The organism is Alteromonas sp. KUL42 (genome assembly GCF_006538325.1).
Lineage (GTDB): Bacteria > Pseudomonadota > Gammaproteobacteria > Enterobacterales > Alteromonadaceae > Alteromonas.
The window spans coordinates 74040-93975 of the sequence record NZ_BJKK01000013.1 but is presented as its reverse complement, the minus strand read 5'-3'; the positions used below and the strand labels follow the sequence as shown (position 1 = coordinate 93975).

34 protein-coding genes are annotated in these 19936 nt (G+C 43.4%); 19 read left to right on the top strand and 15 right to left on the bottom strand.

Features of this window, described 5'->3' with window-relative positions; genetic code table 11:
• Positions 1-2: 2 nt before the first annotated feature.
• From EYR97_RS16215 to EYR97_RS22505, 12 genes are all read right to left on the bottom strand, one after another.
• On the bottom strand, positions 3-209 hold the full coding sequence (locus tag EYR97_RS16215) for a DUF4224 domain-containing protein (protein WP_131094711.1): 207 nt from the start codon (positions 207-209) through the stop codon (positions 3-5).
• Positions 210-473: 264 nt separating this feature from the next.
• Positions 474-791 (bottom strand): hypothetical protein, encoded by a 318-nt coding sequence (locus tag EYR97_RS16205; protein ID WP_131094709.1) that lies wholly within the window; start codon positions 789-791, stop codon positions 474-476.
• Positions 784-984: a hypothetical protein gene (locus EYR97_RS16200; protein ID WP_131094708.1), complete on the bottom strand. Its 201-nt coding sequence runs from the start codon at positions 982-984 to the stop codon at positions 784-786. The genes EYR97_RS16205 and EYR97_RS16200 overlap by 8 nt, the downstream gene beginning before the upstream one ends.
• Before the next feature lie 241 nt (positions 985-1225).
• The gene (locus EYR97_RS16195) at positions 1226-1714 is read right to left on the bottom strand and encodes a hypothetical protein (RefSeq protein WP_131094707.1); all 489 of its coding nucleotides are present in this window, start codon (positions 1712-1714) and stop codon (positions 1226-1228) included.
• Positions 1711-2106 (bottom strand): hypothetical protein, encoded by a 396-nt coding sequence (locus EYR97_RS16190; RefSeq protein ID WP_131094706.1) that lies wholly within the window; start codon positions 2104-2106, stop codon positions 1711-1713. Before EYR97_RS16190 ends, EYR97_RS16195 begins: the two co-directional genes overlap by 4 nt.
• Positions 2106-2288 (bottom strand): hypothetical protein, encoded by a 183-nt coding sequence (locus EYR97_RS16185; RefSeq protein ID WP_131094705.1) that lies wholly within the window; start codon positions 2286-2288, stop codon positions 2106-2108. Before EYR97_RS16185 ends, EYR97_RS16190 begins: the two co-directional genes overlap by 1 nt.
• A 4-nt stretch (positions 2289-2292) precedes the next feature.
• Positions 2293-2460 carry a hypothetical protein gene (locus tag EYR97_RS21950; protein ID WP_159613765.1) on the bottom strand — a complete coding sequence of 56 codons (168 nt, stop codon included), beginning with the start codon at positions 2458-2460 and terminating at the stop codon, positions 2293-2295.
• 39 nt (positions 2461-2499) lie between these two features.
• Positions 2500-3357 carry a DUF2303 family protein gene (locus EYR97_RS16180; protein WP_131094704.1) on the bottom strand — a complete coding sequence of 286 codons (858 nt, stop codon included), beginning with the start codon at positions 3355-3357 and terminating at the stop codon, positions 2500-2502.
• Positions 3358-3359: 2 nt separating this feature from the next.
• On the bottom strand, positions 3360-3728 hold the full coding sequence (locus tag EYR97_RS16175) for a hypothetical protein (RefSeq protein ID WP_131094703.1): 369 nt from the start codon (positions 3726-3728) through the stop codon (positions 3360-3362).
• 29 nt (positions 3729-3757) lie between these two features.
• A complete protein-coding gene (locus tag EYR97_RS16170) occupies positions 3758-3961 on the bottom strand; it encodes a hypothetical protein (protein ID WP_131094702.1) in 204 nt (67 codons plus the stop codon).
• Complete coding sequence (locus EYR97_RS22050) at positions 3961-4836, bottom strand: hypothetical protein (protein ID WP_207308066.1); 876 nt, start codon at positions 4834-4836, stop codon at positions 3961-3963. Before EYR97_RS22050 ends, EYR97_RS16170 begins: the two co-directional genes overlap by 1 nt.
• Before the next feature lie 224 nt (positions 4837-5060).
• The gene (locus EYR97_RS22505) at positions 5061-5186 is read right to left on the bottom strand and encodes a hypothetical protein (RefSeq protein WP_258313263.1); all 126 of its coding nucleotides are present in this window, start codon (positions 5184-5186) and stop codon (positions 5061-5063) included.
• Positions 5187-5808: 622 nt separating this feature from the next.
• Between EYR97_RS22505 and EYR97_RS16160 the strand changes: the two genes are divergently transcribed.
• The gene (locus EYR97_RS16160; RefSeq protein ID WP_131094701.1) at positions 5809-6129 is read left to right on the top strand and encodes a hypothetical protein; all 321 of its coding nucleotides are present in this window, start codon (positions 5809-5811) and stop codon (positions 6127-6129) included.
• Here the strand turns inward: EYR97_RS16160 and EYR97_RS16155 are convergent.
• On the bottom strand, positions 6092-6538 hold the full coding sequence (locus tag EYR97_RS16155; protein ID WP_131094700.1) for a helix-turn-helix domain-containing protein: 447 nt from the start codon (positions 6536-6538) through the stop codon (positions 6092-6094). The genes EYR97_RS16160 and EYR97_RS16155 overlap by 38 nt on opposite strands.
• Before the next feature lie 181 nt (positions 6539-6719).
• Between EYR97_RS16155 and EYR97_RS16150 the strand changes: the two genes are divergently transcribed.
• A complete protein-coding gene (locus EYR97_RS16150) occupies positions 6720-7079 on the top strand; it encodes a hypothetical protein (RefSeq protein WP_131094699.1) in 360 nt (119 codons plus the stop codon).
• A gap of 340 nt (positions 7080-7419) precedes the next feature.
• Here the strand turns inward: EYR97_RS16150 and EYR97_RS21945 are convergent, their stop codons facing one another.
• Entirely contained in the window at positions 7420-7590 is a 171-nt protein-coding gene (locus EYR97_RS21945) for a hypothetical protein (protein ID WP_165478073.1), read from the bottom strand.
• A gap of 356 nt (positions 7591-7946) precedes the next feature.
• Positions 7947-8087: a hypothetical protein gene (locus tag EYR97_RS21940; protein WP_165478072.1), complete on the bottom strand. Its 141-nt coding sequence runs from the start codon at positions 8085-8087 to the stop codon at positions 7947-7949.
• A gap of 93 nt (positions 8088-8180) precedes the next feature.
• Here EYR97_RS21940 and EYR97_RS16140 point away from each other — a divergent pair, with 93 nt between their 5' ends.
• The 17 genes from EYR97_RS16140 to EYR97_RS16065 all read left to right on the top strand — a co-directional run bounded on the left by EYR97_RS16140 (position 8181) and on the right by EYR97_RS16065 (position 19931).
• On the top strand, positions 8181-8435 hold the full coding sequence (locus EYR97_RS16140; RefSeq protein ID WP_131094697.1) for a hypothetical protein: 255 nt from the start codon (positions 8181-8183) through the stop codon (positions 8433-8435).
• Positions 8435-8935 carry a hypothetical protein gene (locus EYR97_RS16135; RefSeq protein WP_131094696.1) on the top strand — a complete coding sequence of 167 codons (501 nt, stop codon included), beginning with the start codon at positions 8435-8437 and terminating at the stop codon, positions 8933-8935. The genes EYR97_RS16140 and EYR97_RS16135 overlap by 1 nt, the downstream gene beginning before the upstream one ends.
• Positions 8932-9282 carry a hypothetical protein gene (locus EYR97_RS16130; protein ID WP_131094695.1) on the top strand — a complete coding sequence of 117 codons (351 nt, stop codon included), beginning with the start codon at positions 8932-8934 and terminating at the stop codon, positions 9280-9282. Before EYR97_RS16135 ends, EYR97_RS16130 begins: the two co-directional genes overlap by 4 nt.
• A 16-nt stretch (positions 9283-9298) precedes the next feature.
• Positions 9299-10129: a hypothetical protein gene (locus EYR97_RS16125; RefSeq protein ID WP_131094694.1), complete on the top strand. Its 831-nt coding sequence runs from the start codon at positions 9299-9301 to the stop codon at positions 10127-10129.
• Positions 10038-10775, top strand: a complete 738-nt coding sequence (locus EYR97_RS16120) for a replication protein P (protein ID WP_131094693.1) — start codon at positions 10038-10040, stop codon at positions 10773-10775. The genes EYR97_RS16125 and EYR97_RS16120 overlap by 92 nt, the downstream gene beginning before the upstream one ends.
• Positions 10776-10807: 32 nt before the next feature.
• Complete coding sequence (locus EYR97_RS16115; RefSeq protein WP_165478071.1) at positions 10808-11392, top strand: bacteriophage antitermination protein Q; 585 nt, start codon at positions 10808-10810, stop codon at positions 11390-11392.
• Positions 11393-11611: 219 nt separating this feature from the next.
• Positions 11612-11962, top strand: a complete 351-nt coding sequence (locus EYR97_RS16110; RefSeq protein WP_131094691.1) for a hypothetical protein — start codon at positions 11612-11614, stop codon at positions 11960-11962.
• Between the two features lie 15 nt (positions 11963-11977).
• Positions 11978-12199, top strand: a complete 222-nt coding sequence (locus EYR97_RS21935) for a hypothetical protein (RefSeq protein WP_165478070.1) — start codon at positions 11978-11980, stop codon at positions 12197-12199.
• Positions 12159-12686 (top strand): transglycosylase SLT domain-containing protein, encoded by a 528-nt coding sequence (locus EYR97_RS16105; RefSeq protein WP_207308065.1) that lies wholly within the window; start codon positions 12159-12161, stop codon positions 12684-12686. Before EYR97_RS21935 ends, EYR97_RS16105 begins: the two co-directional genes overlap by 41 nt.
• Positions 12634-13215, top strand: coding sequence for a hypothetical protein (locus EYR97_RS16100; RefSeq protein ID WP_131094690.1), 582 nt, complete (start codon positions 12634-12636; stop codon positions 13213-13215). The genes EYR97_RS16105 and EYR97_RS16100 overlap by 53 nt, the downstream gene beginning before the upstream one ends.
• Before the next feature lie 49 nt (positions 13216-13264).
• On the top strand, positions 13265-13612 hold the full coding sequence (locus tag EYR97_RS16095) for an HNH endonuclease (protein ID WP_131094689.1): 348 nt from the start codon (positions 13265-13267) through the stop codon (positions 13610-13612).
• 119 nt (positions 13613-13731) lie between these two features.
• Entirely contained in the window at positions 13732-14277 is a 546-nt protein-coding gene (locus tag EYR97_RS16090) for a P27 family phage terminase small subunit (RefSeq protein WP_131094688.1), read from the top strand.
• Between the two features lie 2 nt (positions 14278-14279).
• Positions 14280-16070 (top strand): terminase large subunit, encoded by a 1791-nt coding sequence (locus tag EYR97_RS16085; RefSeq protein ID WP_131094687.1) that lies wholly within the window; start codon positions 14280-14282, stop codon positions 16068-16070.
• A gap of 156 nt (positions 16071-16226) precedes the next feature.
• Positions 16227-17438 carry a phage portal protein gene (locus EYR97_RS16080; protein ID WP_131094686.1) on the top strand — a complete coding sequence of 404 codons (1212 nt, stop codon included), beginning with the start codon at positions 16227-16229 and terminating at the stop codon, positions 17436-17438.
• Entirely contained in the window at positions 17428-18348 is a 921-nt protein-coding gene (locus EYR97_RS16075) for a S49 family peptidase (RefSeq protein WP_131094685.1), read from the top strand. The genes EYR97_RS16080 and EYR97_RS16075 overlap by 11 nt, the downstream gene beginning before the upstream one ends.
• A gap of 1 nt (position 18349) precedes the next feature.
• Positions 18350-19657, top strand: coding sequence for a phage major capsid protein (locus tag EYR97_RS16070; RefSeq protein ID WP_131094684.1), 1308 nt, complete (start codon positions 18350-18352; stop codon positions 19655-19657).
• A gap of 67 nt (positions 19658-19724) precedes the next feature.
• Positions 19725-19931, top strand: coding sequence for a hypothetical protein (locus tag EYR97_RS16065; protein WP_131094683.1), 207 nt, complete (start codon positions 19725-19727; stop codon positions 19929-19931).
• The last annotated feature ends 5 nt before the right edge of the window (positions 19932-19936 follow it).

Sequence of the window (19936 nt, the reverse complement as noted above, 5' to 3'; positions counted from 1 at the left end):
ATCTATTTCAAAAAGTTAGGGTTGAAACCGTCATCATTTGCTGCGGCCACTGCTTTATCGCGGCCATTTAGCCAGTCGTCGGTTGTCCACACTTCTCCTTTAGCATTTACACGGTAGGTAATACCGTTCTCTTCGAACCAGCGTACTTGCGCACTTCTTTTAGCATAGCCGGTCATCGTTGTTATGTCTGAGCCTATCACTATTTGCATTTCATAATACCTCAAACATTTTGGCCTGGTGTGGCTCTAACGGTTCAGGCCTGTTCGTTACTTCAAATACTTCAATTGATGAGTCATGAACGAAGCTGCTGCAGATTTCAGTGCAAAATACCTTTTTACTATGCGCTTCACAGGTACCGAACTGGGTTCTGTCTTTGGCTCGACCAGTATACTTTTCAACGTAAGGGCAGTGCCTATCTTCTTTGTACCCTTCGACGGAAAAATGATTGCAGGCTATACATGCCTTGGGAAGTCTTAATCGCACCGCTTAAGCTCCTGTAGTAGCCGTTCAACATTGATTTTTTCCATGCTTAATGCTGAACAAATTGTGCTAATAGCACTGTCTAATGACACCAAAGTTTTTAGGCGTTGTAGTTGCGTTACAGAAAGCTGATTAAGTCGAATTTCCTGTTCAACAAAAAGAGACTTCGTATTCTGCTGAATATAACTTACGCGTATTTTGTGGGCAGTTTTTCTTGGGATACATAACTCTTCTGCAATCGAAGCTGATGACTTGTTTTTCCCAAGCATACGTTGCAAAGTTTGCTGTTTTTCAAAGCTAAGACTAACCATCCTCAAGCTCCCCTAATATATCTCTAACTTCGTAGACGGATTCACCCACTAAAAATTCACGTCCTTCATTACATATAATGACGGTACCTGAGTTACCGTTTGAACTGTGCTCATGGAAAGCAACTATATTAAATAGAACAATGTTGTATTCTGGATAATTGAAACTGTATTTACTAAATTTATGAGATTTCATTACGCTTATTCCTTATCTCTTTTCTTAAGCAGGAAATTTAGAGCGTAAAATGTAATGCGCTTACTGAGCTCAAAAGATAAGGACATCGAGGACAGCAGGGTTACAGCTAGACCAACAGCACTAAAAACTAATACCCAATTTCCAATTACTATCTCAGTAGTTTCTATGGTAAGTAACTCATACAAAACTGTTCCAACTATGCATGTATGATAAAACCATATTGCGTTCTTAGTTACCGACCTCATTTGTATTTACCTTCTCGTAACTCTTCTGCATAAATACGGTTCATACGAAGCCAAATGTCCTTACACAAATCCCAAGGTACGGTAGCTGTTAAATCCGCCAACCCGTTCTCATCCGTATCGCCTTCACAAATCTCACAGTCATCCTTCTTATCGTGATAACACTCAGGGCAGCAATTGGCTTTTTCTATGGTGAACTTAAACTCACCAATACAACCAGCCTTTGCACGTCGAGGGATTTCAGCTTTTTCAAACGCCTTAGCTATCTCTCTTGCAATGCAACCTTCCATAGCCTCAATCGTTTTCGACTGATTGTTATTGCGCTTTTCTAGCTCTCTTACACGTTCATTAGCCTTTATTATTTCTGCGCTCATACTTTCAATCATATCCGCAGCATCAGCAACACAAGCGTTAGCTACACCGTCACCACTTTGTATGTCCTGCGATAGAACGCGAAGCGCTTCAATCATTGTTTCTGAGTCACTCATGCGCTGGCCACCTCTTTCCATTGATCACGTTCACGAGTGACCTGGTTGATTTGTTCCTGCAGCTGCTCACACTGTTTTTGTAATAGGCCGCATTCGATGTTTCCGTTATTAATGGTTTCTGCATGCTGCTGCAGTTCAGACATAGCCAAACGCTTTAAGCGCTCATTTTCTGCATTAACGCGCGCCAGCTCCTGAATAATTGCATCAACTGCACATTCACCGTCACTAACCAAGTTGTTACCAACGCAATGCTCGAGTAAATTTTCAAGCTGTTGCTCATTACGTGTGGTAGCTTCAATGATTGGGGCAAATGCTTCTCTAACCTCATTAGCTGAAATTAGGGCACCATTAACAGGGCAGTGGCCTAAGACCTTAAAATCAAGTTTGATCATTACTGCATCCCCAAATCTTCAAGTGTTACGCCCAGTTCTTTCGCCATTTCTAGCGCTTCTATGCGACGACGAACGCGACAGGCTTCGAGTGATTCTTGCTTGGTGCGGCGCTTTTCAATCGCTCCTTTGCCGCGAAAGCATGAATCTGTGAATTGTTGAAATACATCGTTATGCGGTCTCATTTGCTTAATCCTTTTTGCTTGTTTCTTCTAGCGCTTCTGCGCGTTCTAACTGGATGGCAAGGCTCTCTAACTGGCGAACCTCATCAACGCTAAACTGAACTGGCAAGTTCGAACCAATCACTTTGGCCAACGCACTTACTCCGGTACCGTTCAATTGAAATATGTGTTTCATAGTTAGTAAGTGGGGCAGCGCCCCACACCTTATTGATGGTTAAGCGCGAAAGCCGCCGATAAACACTTCAACCGGTAACTTCTTCAAACTGTTTGAAATCTTTGCTTTGAACTCTTCTGAGGTTTGCTCGTTATGCTCTTCTTCGCCAACTATTCGAAGTGTGAAGGCAATGCGCGCATCACCAGTAAGCATTGATACGCGAATCTTGAACGTAACTTCTGATAGGCCTGCATAAGGTACGCAGGTGAAATTAATATAAGCAGGAAGGTCTTTTTTGTTCTTTGCCGCTTCACGTTCTGTTACGCTGGCGCTGTTCTCAAACTGGTCTATTGAGCTTTCAATTTCTCGTACTCGCTCAACAGTTACCGTTCTAACTGCATTAATGGCCACAGCTAGATTCATTTGCTCACCTGAAATTCCATCTACTGTGATACGGTCTTTCCAGTCTTCAATGAAGTCGCTAAGGTCTTGCTGCCCAGAGCGTCTATTGCACGCTGCAATTAAAGCCTTATAAGCAGCTGTTTTTGGAATGCTTAGTGTAGCCTTGTGATCACAGTGACCAGGCACGACCAAATCACCCACATTTAAAACGGCCGCGGCCATCATGTCTTCACCATCGATAAACACTTGTGCATTAGGGTAAAGCGGGGTTTCATTGCCAACGTACTCACTCACATACGCAACAAAGCTTTTGATATCTTCCGTAGTGAAGGAACCACGAAAACGTGTTCTATTTTGAAGCTTGTGTTCGATGTCAAGCAGTGCGAAATTATCCGGTACCATCAATGCCGGCAGCTGTTCTGGCTGGATTGCTTCTGCAGTGTCTAATAACTGCGTGTTTAATTGCTTGTTAAGCTCGCTCTTTTGAAGCTCTAAAAGTGTGTCGCGATCGAACATAATTATTCCTTAGTCATCTTAGTTACATTGGCTTGACCCGCGAACAGGTCTTCGTGGCTTTTAGCAAGCAAACTAATAGAACCATCCTTGTTCACCCACATTGGGGTTTCAGTGGTGGTCTCTTCGTTAATCTTGCCCGTTGGGGTAGGACGTGAATATTTGGCAGTAGAAACCACCTTCACTTTAATGCCTGCGCCGTTTTGGGCAGACGTTGCAGCCGGTTCAATTTTGAAGGTAACGTCTAACTTGCCACCCTTATTGAAACGAAAGATTGATTTGCTCACCTCTGTAAGAAAGGCAGTTAGCTGACGCTCAAACGCACCGCTATCTACTTCAGCGAGAAATTCATTTAATGGGCCTTGTTCGCTCATTGTTTTTCCTTTGGTTAAGCTGCTAGCAGCTAGTCAATAAAATCGTCTAAACCGCGTTGTTGAGCTCTACGCTTGAACTTCTCAAGCGCGGTTTTTTCTAGTTTGTCGATGCGGTAAACATTGCAACCGCATACGTCAGCAATAACTTCACGAGTAATGATTTGCCCTGGTTTGATAAGCACACTTAACACTGCCAAGCCAAGGTCAATGTTTAACTCGTCTTCGCGCTTCATTAAGCATTAGCAGCTAGCGCTGCAGCTTTAGCTTGCAAACTGAAGTAGCGGTCTAGGAATAGCTCTTTGGCGCCCATTGGTGGAAGCGGATGAATGATTTCTTCACATGGCACTTGATCATTAATGAAAGCCCAGTAAGAAGGGTGAGGGTTCATAAGGTCGCGCACCTCTGTAGCCAACATCTTTAAATCAGCATCTTTCACACATGCTGGCGCTGGCCACTGAACACCAACACTTTTAAAAAGGCTTTGTTCAATGTTGTCGTGAATGGTTTGATATACAGGAAGCAGTTGCTTCAAAGGGGAAACTATATCGCCACAATATGCTTCAGCAGCGTCATGTAGTAGGGCGGCTAAAGCGTGTTCTTCAGGAACTAACTCGCTAACAAGTACAGAATGTTGTGCCACAGAGTAAAAATGCTTGGTATGACCATTAAAGCGGCAGATCATTGAAAGAGAATGAGCTATATCCTCTATGTCAAAATGCATGTTTTGGATATTGGCGTAGTCGAACACTTTTCCTGAATACAACTGCACCCGCGCCGGCAGTTGTGAGTTCGTCAAAGGTACAACATTATTCGTTTTAGCCTTTTTTGTTCCAACTTGAATATCAAATTCTTTGCAAATCGCTCGAAGCTTGGTAACGGTCTCTTGAATCTTTTCAATTAAGTAACTTTCACCGGGCCATGAATTAGCGTTACTTAGATAGCAGTGATGAAGACCATCTTTCCAAATGTCGACAAAGAAATAACCCCTATCTATTGATATTTGCCGCTGAACGTTGAAACGCGCATCATCAGAAATTGCATTTGTGAGAAGTAGAATTTCATCTTGTCCTGCTGCGATTGATTCTTTAAGTATTGATTTTGGTCGCATTGTCTTACCCCTTCGGTACACTAATTGATAATAATAAAACCCCTTTACGTGATTTAGTATTTTACTAATAGTGGAATAAGTCAACACGTATCGTGTACTTTTTTAAATCAATGCGCTAATATTCAAGTCATGCCAGATTTGTTCGATAACCTTTTTAGCAATAGAATTGCTTTTGCTGAACATTTTTTCAGCAATTAAAATTAAGGGTTATTTATGAAAAAGCTTTATAGAACTACATCTTGCATTTTATTCTCTACCGCTGTATTACTATCAACGTCTTTCGCTTTGGCGAGTGGTAATGGAGGCGGAGAGGAACCGCCTAAAACCAAAACAAGGAGCACGGTGAGCATTTGTTCTTTTCTTCCGTTCGTGTGTGTCGATGCGAATAGCGGTAATGGAGGAGGGGATGAACCACCAGTTAAAGAATGATTGAATTTCTATTTCAGATAAACAAGATGTCGCTGGCTATAGAGCTGGCGGCTGTATTCGCAATAACAGCATCCAACCTCATTTCAGTAAATCATAGAATTAGAGGAGAGGCTTTCCCACTAGTTGTTCTATTAATGTGTGTGACATCAATTTCACACTTAGGAATAGAATATATTTCTCGTAGCATGTGGGCCTCTGAAGATACTCTCGCCCTTGGATCATTGATTTGGTATCTAGGGTTTAGTGCCTCAGACTTTCTTTTTGTTGCAATAACAATTTTTTCATGCAGACGTTTCGCTTTAAGGCGTGACACTCTGAGCGACTTCATCCTCTTTACTTTTTTCGTGATTGGCTTTGTTCAGATTATTAGGTATACAGATCGCTATATACTGGGTTTCGATGTGACAGGAGATTTTTATAGGTATCTGATACTTACATTGAACTTGATGACAACAATAGGGGTTTGTATGTATTCGGCTGAATACATAAGAAGGAATCATACTGCCGAACTTAAGGTAAGCATTAGGGAACGGAGCTAACAGCATGATTTTAGAAAGCACTGTAGAATATGTTCTAGCTCTTTTAGTTATCGGCACCATTACAGGCGTAGTACTTTTCAAATTTATCAAAGACGATAAACATAAGAAGTTAACTGAAACGGCAATCTACAGAGATTCCGATGAACTCATAGATTGGTACAACAACATTCAAAAAATAGAGGATTTCGGAGTACAGCGCGCTGAGATGTCTTTATGGAAAGCAGCTGCGCTTAAAAACTACAAAATTAGATGTGAGTTTTCAAAAAAAGCGCTACCCGATAATGTAATTAACGTTTTTGAGCATCGCTCGAAGAAGAGTCAGTAGCATTAGAATCTGTTAACTTCACTAGCTCTCTTGAATAACTCTCGACAAGTTCAGAAGGATTTAAGCCTGGTTCAAGCTTTATCCTTCCGAAATCTATTGCGTCGCCAATTACCTCTCTAAAAGCTTGCACTGACTTTTCAATAGTTAATGCAGGGATTCTATAGCTTGACCCAAGTTCATTTGGCCATGTGCCTTCGACAAAGTAAAAATTGACGTATTTTCCGAGAAAAGGCTCTAATGCATCAGACAATTTATTGATCTCTTCGATGCCAGCTGTTCTTATACCATTTTCATAGTTTGAAATACGTGACTTGCTCCAATCACATCTAAAAGCTAATTGAGGAACTGTTAAGCCTGCCTTCTCGCGAGCTATTCTAATTCTATTGCCTATAGTAGTTTTAGTGTCCATGATGCAAACCTTTATTCAAGTTGCCTAACAGTATATCAAAAAATATTATAATTACACGTTATGTGTATCACTTCGTCACGTTTCCTCTGGTCTGCTTTCACATTTTTTTAAATAAATCATGCTGGTTGTAAATAATAAGCTATATTACCGAAACGGTAATAAAGTAAACGAAGGCGTTAGTATGGAAGTTTGGAAAGCTAGGCAAACCAACCTTATAAGATTGATTAAACAACACGGCACAGCAAAAAAACTAGCCGAAATCTTGGAAACAGATGCTAACTATATTAGCCAATTAAAAACGGAACATCGGGTAAAAAAACTGGGCCATGCTTTTGCGCGCAGAATTGAATTAAAAACTGGCATGAAAGTAGGAGAAATGGATGCTAATGTAAATCTAACGAGGACTGGTTTTGATCATCATTTATTAGCATCCATCCAAGAAGCTGTCGCTGATCTTAGAACAATGGAGGCATTGGTAATAAAAGAACCCTTCAATATCGAATCAATCGCAAAATTAATCGCAGCAAAGATTAATAAATAACGTAATTTCAATATTTTATAAAATAAATATCATATCGTGTTGTCAAAAAAACACAGAGCGTGTACCTTATATGTAGTCGCGTTTAATGTGTTGAGGCAGCATGAACAACCTAAAAGAATTCAGAGAGAAAGCCCAGTTAACTTGCAATCATCTCGCTGCTCTTTGTAATTGGAAGAGAGGGACAAGAGTAAGCAATTACGAAAACGAGATAAGAATACCTAGTCTTGACGATTGCCGAAAAATTGTTTTTGCACTTAACAGAAAAGGTGTTTACTGCACCTTGGACATGGTTTTTCCCCCTAGGTCTGACATAGAAGAAGAGTCAGCAGCATGAATCTGACTATTTCCTCTCTTCAATCATCACTTTGTAAAGGGTTAGCTCACAAATCAGACTCCTTACAAATAACTCTTCAATCTCGTCGCGGCACCCGCTTTGAGTTAGCGCGTTTAATTCTTCAACAGCTTTTTCTAACAGAACAGAAGCCACCTGAGCGTTTTCTTGTTGTTTCATCACAATACCTTCTTAACAGTGTTTCGCTCACAAGCATAGCTGAAGCACTGCATATCTATAACTGTACTTCCGAAGGGTAAATATAATGTCCACAAAGAACAGAAGAAAAAGCAGTAATCACCACATGTGGCACCAACCACCACGTTCTGTACGCGTGGTAAGAGCCACGCTGATTACTGTTTCTGTTTTTACAGTGGCTTTACCGCTAGCGCTTGCCGTTTATTCGTTGGTGATGTCATGAACGAGCAGTCCAAGGCAATGAAAGCTGTTATAGCAGCGCTTAACGATGTGTATAAGTGAAGGGTATCGAGATGACTGAAATAACCATAATTAACAATACAAAGAACACTGAATTGTTAGTCGACCAGTCTAATGGATCTATCAACATTACTCTCGTCGAGCGTAATCCTGAAAGGCTCTGTACCAGCTGCGATTTCAGACTTGATGCAAACTTTTGCACCTGGCTTAAGGTTAAGTGTTTGCGAATTTACTGTCATTGTGTCACTTCCTTGTTTTGTTCGAATTCTGCTCAATCTACCAGAGGTAACCGCGGTGAGTAAAGTTACATCAGCGCATCTAGTGGTGATGCGATGAGCAAACAGGGACGCATGATGAAATACATGGGATTACCATCAAGCCGAAAGAAGGTCTTTAAAGTGGGCGATGCTGTTCGGCCAATACCAGGCGCGCGCACATTAACTGAACCCACCATTCTTGATGGTAAAAGCTACGGAAAAGTAGCCATCGTTTTTGAACGCATCATTCACGTTGATGACGACTTGAACGGGCGCATTCATTTGGCGCCTGAAGACTTAATTCTGATCACCGCCGCTGAGGACCAGTAATGTTTACTGACACTGATTTACTGAATTGTTTTAAGCCTAATAACACTTATAGCCGCGACGCACTTGCTGAAGCAATTGGTGTCGTGGAATTACCACCATTATCGGCCGCACTAGGCAGATTGAGTGGTCAGGGCTATATCCAGAAAGACCCAGATGATAAAACGTGGTCGTTGACTGCCAAGGGTAAAGCTGCCTCATACTTTGAACCTGTTGGTGGTACCATCGCTTCACTGAATGACAAAGTGAAAGACATCAGCGCAGCACGAACCGCCAAAGACAAAGATCAAAAGCAGGAAGACCCGGTACACACATCCATTAAAAGCTTAGAAGCATTGTTCATCGCAATTAGACGTAAACCGCAAGACCTTGGTATTAAGCGAGAAACACTAAATGCGTTAGCCAGATTCATGGACCCAACCATATCTAGTAAGCTGGTTGAAATAGCAGACGACCTGCTGCAGCTGGAAGCCATAACCAAGCTGGGCGAGGGCATGCAGTGAATAAGTCCAAAAATAGCACTCAATCAACACCCAAAATTGCTAGTTTAGCTTTAGCCATTGATTTTTCTTGCGTGGACGGCTTGGTTAAGAGTGTTGAAACGTTTATTGAATCAGATGCTTTTAAAAGACTTTCTGAGCCTTCTCGCAATTTCATCATCAAGGCTCTTACTACCAGTGGCAATGGCCTTCTGAATATCTGCATTCGAGTACCTCGCACCCCAACCAGCGCAGGTAAACTCACTGCTGAGTGTGATTTGGTCGGGTTACTCGAATTGCTCGCAGTCGCTCTTTACAAATTTGAATGTAACTCTGGCTTAGAAATCACAGACGAGACGCCTTGGCTATGAGTATGAGGTTTACAGAATGAACACACGAGAATTTGAAGCGCTGAGTGATAACAGCTTGCCACCGTTCGCGGTTACGCTTTACATACGTTGCTTCCGCAAGAATATGGGGTATAGTGATGGCCTAGTGCACGTTTCATTACGCTCAATGAAAGAGGAAATGCTGCACTTACCACCTCGTGGCTCGAATACAATTGAGCCCAAGCCAACCACCGAGAAAATACGAACAGCAGTTCGACAATTAGAGCGAGCAAACCTAATAGAATTGGTTGAAAAAGGCTCCATAAAAGAACAAAAAGCAGCCTGTTATCACTGCTCTTTAGCCTCAACAGATTTATCAGGTTCAAATGAGGAACAACACGAGAGCAACACGGGAACAACACGCAATAAAAAAACGCCACAACCCACACCACACAAGCGCTACAGCGGAAATATTTTAAAATTCCAAAAATCTGAGGAACAACACATACCCGTTATACCCGATCTAGAAGAAGAGGATAACGCGTGCGCGCGCGAGAATTTGAACTTCTGTAACGACTGGGTAGGATTGGCCAAACAGGTTGGTCTTTCAGTTCCTGCGGATGAACTACAAGCGATTTTCAATAAGTGGAAGTTAAGCGATACGGGAAACACCTATCGCCATATCGCCACACATCGAAAGTACTGGATGCGTTATTGCGCAACCATCAAGCACAACCAAGTCAAAGGGGGCAGTCATGCACTCAACCAGCAATCTAGTCAACAAAGTGGGTATCGCAATGCAACCGCAACCGCATGGCGAGACTGTTACGAACGAGCGCAACGAGGCGAAGGGGTCGAAGCATTCGACTTCGCTAACGACCAGACTTGAAACTGTCTATCAGTTTTGCCTAACAAACCTGAAACCAGTGTTGATGGAGTACTGGCCTGAATTCGTGAACAAGTACCCAGAACTGGATATGCAGCAATGGGCCATTCGTGAGTACGCTAAGCAGATGGTTGACGAGGGCGTTTCTAGTAGTCGACAAATTCAATCGGGTATTGCAAAGGCGTGTAAGCAGCAATATCGCCCACGGCCTACAGAGTTTGCGAAGCTTTGTAAGCCTACACCTGAGGAACTTGGGATACCCTCACTGCGTGAAGCTTACGATGAAGTGATCGCCAGACGCGGAAGATTCAAAGGTAAAGACTTTGAATTTAGCCATCGCGCGGTAGAGCTGGTAGACGAACGTGTTGGTCATCGTGTTTATCAAATGCGAGACGCTGACTTCATGGAACTGTTCAAAGGCGAGTATGAGTACTGGGTGAGCAGAGCAATGACAGGCGACTTGCCTGAAGCGAAAAAAGCGCTTGAGTACTCTACACCGAAGAAGCCTGTTATCGACAGTTACGTAGCTAAGAACGGCAAGCCTATGCTTGGTGATGACTTAGTTAGTCAAAAAATTAGAGAGCTTGGTATAGCTTTTTCGAAGAAACGCCAAGCGCACATAAGCACACCAGACGATAAGGTAGCGTGACCATGGATGTAAGCAATATCAGGAAACGCTTAATGAGCTGTTATGAGTCTAGGCTGATCATACCTTCAACCATAGCAGCGGTTTGTGAAAATGCGCGTGAAGGACAGTACCAATACGACTGGTCTAGCACGCAAAAACGGGTAGTTAGCGCTACTGAGACACGAAGCCGAAAAAATAAGGAAATTAACGTTTTTACCCCAACCGATGGCGGTAGCCGATACAAAGACGCGGTTAATCAAGTACCAGTCCACGAATATAAAATTTGGTTAAAATTAGTTTATGCTAGCGTCAATCATCAGCCGTCAGCGGCGTTTCTCAATATTTGGTTGCTTGCTCAGTACGTAAGCCAAGCAACGAAAACACAGGAAAGAACGGTGAGTAAGATCAAGCAAATTATTCCCTATGCTATAGGCGATACCATGCTTGAAATTAAAGGGGTAGCTAGGGAATATACACAGGTCGACATTGCAAAATTGAACAACATAACAATCAAGAATTGGGAAAATAATTGGAGTTCACGCTTTAAACACCTCAAGCGTATATGCCACAGGCTCGACAGAGATTCGCTCATTGCATGCGAATACCAATTTGAACGTTTTTTTAAAAAAAGTGCTTGATTTTAAGTTTTACGGGGGGTAATATGCCCCATATTGATATGTTAGTAAAACTGTATCAATGTGAAGGCGACCAGCAAGGTCGCCGTTTTTTTATGCCTGTAAATCGGTAACTGTCTATCCCAACTTTGCCCTTCCATCGGAAGGGCTTTTTTAATGGTGGCTTATGAAACTTTGTACCAATAGCCTGAATTCGTTTGCAATGGAATGGATAGGGTAACGATGTCTGCAGAATGGCTTACGGTGTTAATTTCTTTTTGCTTGCTGGTTGCTACCGTAGGCGGTTTCATTCTGAACAGTATCAGAACCAGTTTGAGTAGTTTGTGGAATCAGCACAATGCTGAAAAAGAAAAATCTTCTAACTTCAGAGAAGATGTCAAATCGCACTACATGCGCAAAGACGACTTAGAAGATCATATCAGTTTAAGGCTCGATAGCATTAACGACCGTATGGCCCGTGTCGAGTCTCAATTAGAACAACTGCAGCCTGTCATGGCTGGTCTCAATCATTCGTTACCCAGTTTAGTTAAAGCGTTGGCAAAGCTAGAAACTAAGCTGGATACGCCTAAATAACAAACGGTGTTAAAAATGTTTGGATTCGAAGCAGTAGTGATCGAGCTAGTCTTTAAGTTAACCGTAGCGCTTTTTGCTTTGGTTGGCGTTCGCTTCGGTCTCATGTGGTTTGATAAGATAATTGGTGTTCACCCTTTCAGTGAGTGGATAAACGATGCGGATGATATGCCTAAGGCTGTTTACTACGGCTTGCGTTTTGTTGCCGTTTGCCTGTTGGTCGGCCTCGCTCTTTCCTGATAAATACGACAAAGAATTCAGAAGCGCAGCCATTCATTTACCGCTTGGTACTGATTGGCGATTGCTAAAAGCGCAGTGCTATCAAGAGAGTCGACTACAACCATTAGCGGTTTCACCAGCTGGGGCACAGGGCTTATGTCAATTCATGCCTAACACCTGGCGTGATATGAAAACAAAATATCCTGATTTAGAAAGCCCTTGGTTAGCGGTTCATTCGATACGAGCTGCAGCGCTTTACATGTCACAGTTAAACAAAGGGTGGAGTAGTCCACGCCCTCAGCCAGAACGGTACAAGCTTGCATTGGCGTCCTACAATGCTGGGTTTGGCAATATTCTTAAATCACAGAAGAGGTGCAACGGTGCGGTTTATTATGAGCCTATTGTTGTTTGTTTACCTCTTATCACTGGTTACCACAGTAAGGAAACAATTGATTATGTTAACCATATTAAAAGGTTTCACTGGCTTATGGTCAGCACGGGTAACTAAGTTAGTGTTGGTTGTATTGAGCATTGGTGCTTTGTACTGGTATGTATCATCGCTCAACGAGCAAATCGAACTTCAACAGGTAGATATTGATGCTAAGGAGCAGCAGCTGATTGATAAGCGCGCAGAGATAGTCTCACTCAAGATTGGTATTCACCAAGCAAATAACGCCACTCAAGTAGCGCTAACTGAAATCGAAACACGCGAAGAGCTGGCAGCTCAACGACTCAGGGTTATTACAACACTGCGTGAGCAATTAAGCGACTTTGAAACTAATCTCGATAAGCTGGAGCAGGCCGATGAACAAGTTAAACGTTGGGCTAATGAGCCTGTTCCTGTTGCTGTCATTGGGTTGCTCAACAACGCCAGAGATACAGACCAGAACAATACCAGTTATAAAGGTTCAAAAAGTATTACCTCCTCGCCAGCTGATGCAGGATTGTTTGCTGCCTACAATAGACGTTCAAACGAACGAAGACATGGTGTTGTTAATCGGAAAGCTTTATCAGTCACTGAACACGTGCAATTTTGATAAACAGAAGTTGAGAGACTGGTCAGCTGATAGGGACACTGAGTAAGTTATGTTCAGTCCTTGTAGAAGCCCCGGCTGTAAAGGCAAGGGAAGAAAGGAGTATCAAGGTTACTGTGCTAAGCACAAAGTATCTTCTGGTTGGTTCAGGGTAGAACGAGACAATGGTAATCGACACGAGCGTGGTTATGGTTCTGACTGGGAAGAACTGAGACAGAAAGTCTTAGTGCGTGATGATTATCTCTGTTGCTTGTGTAGTCAGCAAGGTATGGATGTACCAGCAACTACGGTTGACCATATCATTCCCAAGTCACGCAACGGTACCGATGACATGAGTAACCTTCAGTCGCTATGCGACGAGCACCACAAAAGTAAAACAGCCACGGAAAGGTGTAGGTAGGGGGTGGTTAAATCTCTACAGCCTTTTTTCAAAGTACCGCCGCCCCAGGTAAATTTTTAGAAATGCCAAAACTCCAAACCTTTTTTTTCAGAAGTTAAATTCAATAGAGAAACAAAATCATGGGACGTCCGAGAAAATCTGAGTCAGAAAAAAAAGCGCTCGGCACTCATAGAAAAAGCCGAGCAGTTGAAGAAGTCGACGCAACCGGCGAACTGCTGGATTACAAAGAGTTGACTTGCACTACAGCAAACAAGTTTTACGAAAAGTTGAGAGAGGTTTTTGCTGATCTCAATATTCTAGGCGCACAAGATTCTTTCACGTTGCGCGAAATTGCTGACGAATTCGCAGCGCTAAAAACGATGCGTAAAGACCTAAAGGCCCAGGGTGTCACTTATAAAACTGTCGGTACTAATGGGCAGACACTGCGTAAACTTAACCCATTATTTGACGCGGTGAAAAAGAGCGAAGCGCGCTATGATTCACTCTTAGATAAGATTGGTGCGAACCCACGTGCTAGGGCAGCAATTGCTAATATTAATTCCCAAACAGACTCTAATGAATTGCTACTAGAAATCTTTGGCAAGAAGATAGAGTCAAGCGCCCAGTTGGACTTACTCTCGATGCCTATGAACGCTGCGTCGAGTCCTGAAAAACCAATCAATTAAACATGGACAAGGTTTTTCGAGAGCAGCTAGAGCGAGCTATTGATTTAAACCCGACTGTTCAAGATGCCATTAACTGGGCGCTGAATGTAATTGATGGGTCAGAAATAGCCTGCAAATATGTCAAATGGTCATGCATGCGTTTTTATAACGACATGGTGAATGGCAAAGAACGTGGTTTGCTTTTTATACCCGAGAAAGCAGCTACAGCGTTGGCGTTCTTTCCAAGCTTTTGCACGCATGTTAAAGGGGAGTTGTCTGGTCAGCCGATAGTCTTAGCGCTACATGAAGCATTCATCATTATCAACATCTTCGGTTGGTACAAATGGGATGAGGACGAAAGCAGATACACTCGGCGCTTCACCAGAGCATACGATGAAGTCGCCCGTAAGAATAACAAGTCCACATTAAGCTCTGGTATTGGTCTATACATGCTCGGTGCTGACGGGGAAGGTGGCGCAGAAGTTTACGCAGCTGCGACTAAAAAAGACCAAGCAAAGATAGTCTTTGACGCAGCGGCCGCGATGGTGAAGAAGTCGCCTTTGCTTTCTGAGATAAAAGTGCACAAGACTCACATGGAAATTGAGTCAACCAATAGTGTGTTCAAGCCGTTGTCTCGCGATGCAGACTCGCTCGATGGTCTGAATAGCCATTGCAATATAGTTGATGAATTACACGCTCATAAATTCAGAGATTTGTGGGATGTATTGATCACAGGAACTGGCGCACGGCTTAATCCGTTGACGCTGGCCATCACAACAGCAGGCTTCAGCAAAGACGGCATTTGTTTTGAGCAGCGCCAGTTAATAATCCGCATTTTAGACCCTGACGATGAATACGAAGACGACACGTATTTTGGCATTATATTTACGCTTGATGAGGATGACGACCCGTTCGATGAGTCGACATGGCCAAAGGCAAACCCCAATCTCGGTCGCTCTAAAAAGATCAGAGATATGCGTTCTCAGGCTAAAGAAGCGCAAATAGGATTGCTGGCAAAGCTGAATTTTCTCGTTAAGCATTTAAATGTTTGGTCAGACGTAGCAGGCGCTTGGCTGGATGGGAAAGAATGGAAGGCGCTGGCTGGTGAATTTCCTGAAAATATTGATAGCCTACCCATGTGGGTAGGCTATGACTATGCGCCAGAGCAAGATATAACTGCAATCATTCGGCTGTATGTAGAGTTTGAAACGGTCGAGGTACCCGTGGAACGAAACGGGGCTACCCAGATGGTTACCATTCAAGAGCCTAAACACCTCTATATCAAAACTGAATTCTATTTCCCTGAAATTGGCCTTGGCTACTTACCTGAGCGTCTAAAGAATCGGGTTCAGCAATGGGGTGATAAAGGTTTTATCAACATTACGCCAGGCGCACAAATGCGCAACTCTATATTGCAGCCAGTGCTAATGAATTACGGTGCGCAAGAAAACTGCAAAGAGCTCTGCATGGACCCTTGGAATACCCGAGAAATGACAGGGAACCTTGACGAGGAAGGCGTAGAGGTCATGCATATTGGTCAGACTGTGCGAAACTTTTCTGACGTTATGAAAAAGCTGGAAGCCATGATCCATGACAAAGCGATAACCCACGATGGTAACCCGGTTATGAATTGGATGATGGGTAACGTCGAAGTGGCACCAGACAGAAACGACAATATTTTTCCGCGTAAAGCTGGCGAGAAAAAGCACAATAAAATTGATGGTGCGACAGCGTTATTCACAGCCATGAACCGTGCATTAATCAATGGTGGAGAGACCCCAAGCGCTTATGAAGATTCGAATTTCGGCCTCTAATATTATGAATGATTTAATAGGTTTGACTGGCACCGGCCTGCTTTGTTTTGGTCTCTATACACTAGCGCCATGGTTGGCATTCGCTACAGGTGGGGTTTTATTGATGGCGTTCTCCTTCTTAAACGCCAAACGAATTAACCAAAATGGTGAGCAATAATGGCAATTTTTGACGTACTGTCTGGCAGTGGTCACCCTTTAAGATCTTCAGTTGATAACCCTGAGTCTTGGTTTACGAATATCTTTGGTGGTACTTCCTCTTCAAGAGCCGGCATTAAAATTACACCAGATAAAGCGCTCAACAGTATTACCTTCTTTTCGTGCGTGAAAGTCATTTCAGAAGACCTAGCAAAGTTGCCTTTAGATTTGTTTGAGCGACTAGAAGATGGTTCAAGGTCTAAAGCGCGCAGTCACGGTCTATTTAAGTTGCTTCGACGGAAACCCAATCCATTCCAAACCGCTTTCCAGTTCAAGCTGATGATGCAGCTACATGTTTGTATGCGAGGTAATGCATACGCAGTGATTCAACACGATAACAATGGTAACCCGACAGCACTTATTCCCCAGCATCCCGATAAGGTTACGGTGCTCAAGACCAGTGAAGGTGAGTTGTTTTACGACCTAGGAAAAGAAAAAGGTATCGCCCCTGCAGAAAATGTTTTGCATTTACGTGGTATGTCCTATGACGGCATCATGGGGGTAAATCTGGTTTACCAAATTGCAGAAACTCTTGGGTTAGATATTGCGAGCACAGAGCACGCCGCTGCCTATTTTGGCAATGGTGCGCGCCCTGGCGTTATCCTTGAGCACCCGAAGACGCTTTCACCAGAAGCCAAAACTGAAATAAAGAAAAAGTGGGATGAGCAATACAATGGTGCTGCTAATACCCAATCGGTGGCAGTACTAGCTGAAGGTATGAAAGCCGAAGTGATGAAACTGAATCACGTAGAGTCACAGTTTCTGGAAAGCCGCAGTTTTACCGCTTATCAAATATGTGGCGCACTCAGAGTGGCGCCGCACCTCGTTGGCCTGATGGAAAAAGCCACGTTCTCTAACATTGAGCACCAAGGGCAGAGTCATGCTGGTAATTGTATCCAACCACATACTGTTATGTGGGCTGAATGTTTAGCAGACAAACTGTTGTTTGAAGATGAGAAAGAAGACTTCTACTTCGAATTTAACTTTGATTCGCTGATTCAGACAGATTTTGAAACCAGAATGAACGGATATGGAAAAGCTATTGATAGCGGAATCATGAGCCCCGATGAAGTTAGGCAGAAGGAAAATATGAATATTCGTCCCGATGGGCGAGGTGGTGAGTACAGGTTGCCTAAAAATATGAGCTTAAGTGGAGACAAAAATGAAGAATAGCCTTATCGAAACGATGTTACTCAATGAGCCACTGATGCTTTCACAGCCCAAATTAAACGCGATATTAGTTGCCATGGCCGATCGCGCTAACATTGAGTTAGAAGGAATTAGTACTGCAAGCTCGATGTCAACGCCCAGTAAAATTGAAAGCCAAAATGGAGCTATTGCGGTCATTCCAATTAATGGCTCTATCACCCATAAATCCATCGGCTTGAACGCGATGTCTGGCTTAACGTCATATCAAGAAATTGAGTCTCAGTTAGATAAGGCTTTAAACAATCCTTCGGTCACAGAGATTGTATTGGACATTGACAGTCACGGGGGGCAGGTTTCAGGTGCCTTCGATCTCGCAGATAAGATTTACGAAAGTCGAAGTATCAAACCAATAACAGCATTTGTAAACGAGGCCGCTTATTCAGCGGCCTTTTTATTAGCATCTTCAGCGTCAGAAATATTTGCGCCTCGCACTGCTGGCGTTGGTTCAATTGGTGTTATTACCGCACATGTCGACAACTCAGTTCATAACGAACAGCAAGGAAGAAAGGTTACCTATATCAAGGCTGGTACTCACAAGGCTGATGGCAATCCAGATGAGCCTTTAAGCGAAGCCGCGCATGCGCACATTCAAGAGCGTATTGATAGTTCTTATTCGTTGTTTGTTAACACTGTGGCCCGTAATAGAGGCATAAGTGTTAACGCAGTAATCGAGACACAAGCCAAGACTTACACCGCTGAAAGCGCATTATCTTTGAAATTAATTGATCATGTTACTTCAATAAACAGCGCCTTGAGCACTGTTTTAGAACGCAACCGCCCTTCTAAACCAACTAATTCTCGTCGAATCGCTAGACGAGCCACCGCAATAAAACTCACTAACCAAAGTACCTCGCACGAGGTAGGAGAACAATAGTATGAAACTTAAAGAGCTACTAGCAAAGCGTGCTGGGGTGAAAGACCAGATCCAAGCATTGGCAGACAAAGAAGCTGAGCTTGAAGAAGGTCAAAGCTTAAGCGCTGAGGAAATTGAAAAGTTCGATGCATTAGAAACTGATTTCAATAACCTAACGGCCCAAATTCAACGAGCTGAAAAAGCACAATCGATGGCTGCATCTCATGCAAAGCCGGTATCGTCGAGCGCAGTGCATGTCTATGCTGGAAACGGCAACGATAAAGAGTACAAGCCTGGTCAGAAAATGGCTATGGTAGCGATGGCTGTAGCTAGCACACACAATACCGCAGTTAGTGTACCTGAGTACATTGAAAGCAATTTCGCAGACCCTCAGATGGCTGCCTCTCTTGATACTGCTACGCCAGCGCAAGCAGGTTACCTTGTTCAAGAGCAGCATTCCTCAGACTTCATCGAAATGTTAAAGCCACGCACCGTAATCGAAAGAATGGGTGCGCGCCATATTCCAATGCCAAGTGGAAATATGACGATGACACGAAAAACCGGACGTGCAAATGCCGGGTACGGTGCAGAAGGTGCCGATACAAATGCAAGTGGCGCGTCAGTGGGGCAGTCTAAGCTAAGCGCTAAAAAGTTGACCGCGTTAACTCCCATTTCAAACGACTTACTTAGACAGTCATCTATGTCTGCGGTGAATTTTGTGCGTGACGATCTTGTTGAAACGGTTGGTCTGACAAAAGACTTGGCCCTGCTCCGTTCGGACGGTACGGGTGATTCTCCGACTGGTATTCGCCATCAGGCCGCTGCTGGAAACATTATTGATTCATCTGCAATAACGAGCTCCGCAACTCTCGCAGAAGTCGACGGTAAGCTTGATGCTGCAATTCTGAAGCTGCGGTTATCGAATGCACCAATGCTTGATTGTGGTTGGATCATGTCTCCCAGCGTATTTACGTACATTGCTGGCCTACGGGATGGAAACGGTAACAAAGCATACCCTGAAATGGAACGCGGCATGCTTAAAATGTACAAGGTTGAATTCACTAACCAGCTGCCAGAAAACCTCGGTGTAGGTGGTGACGAATCAGAAATTTCATTTGTTGATTTTAGCCAGGTCATCATCGGTGATACGTACAATGTGAACATCGCTGTATCTACTGATGCAACGTACAAAGACGGTGCTGAATTAGTGTCGGCCTTCTCTCGCGATCAAACCGTCTTGAGAATCATCACAGAGCACGACATGTTATTGCGACATGACACTGCTGCAGCAATTATCACTGGGGTTAAATGGGGCATCGGCCTCAACTAATGCTTCGCTCTTAACCAGCGCCTCCATATGGGGGCGTAGAATTTTTCTTTGAATTAGGATCAAAAAAATGGCTGACCAAAACAACGCTACTGACGATAAAAAACAGCAAGTTAAGTCGAAAAAAGACGTGAAAGCGGTTACGTTCCTTAAGCGCTTCGACCGCTACAACACTGGTGAAACTGCTGGCTTTCCTACTGAGCAGGCTGAAAAGCTGATCAAGGATAAAATTGCAGTAGTACCTTCCGAATATAAGAGTGCTGAGAAGAAAAGCTAACGCAC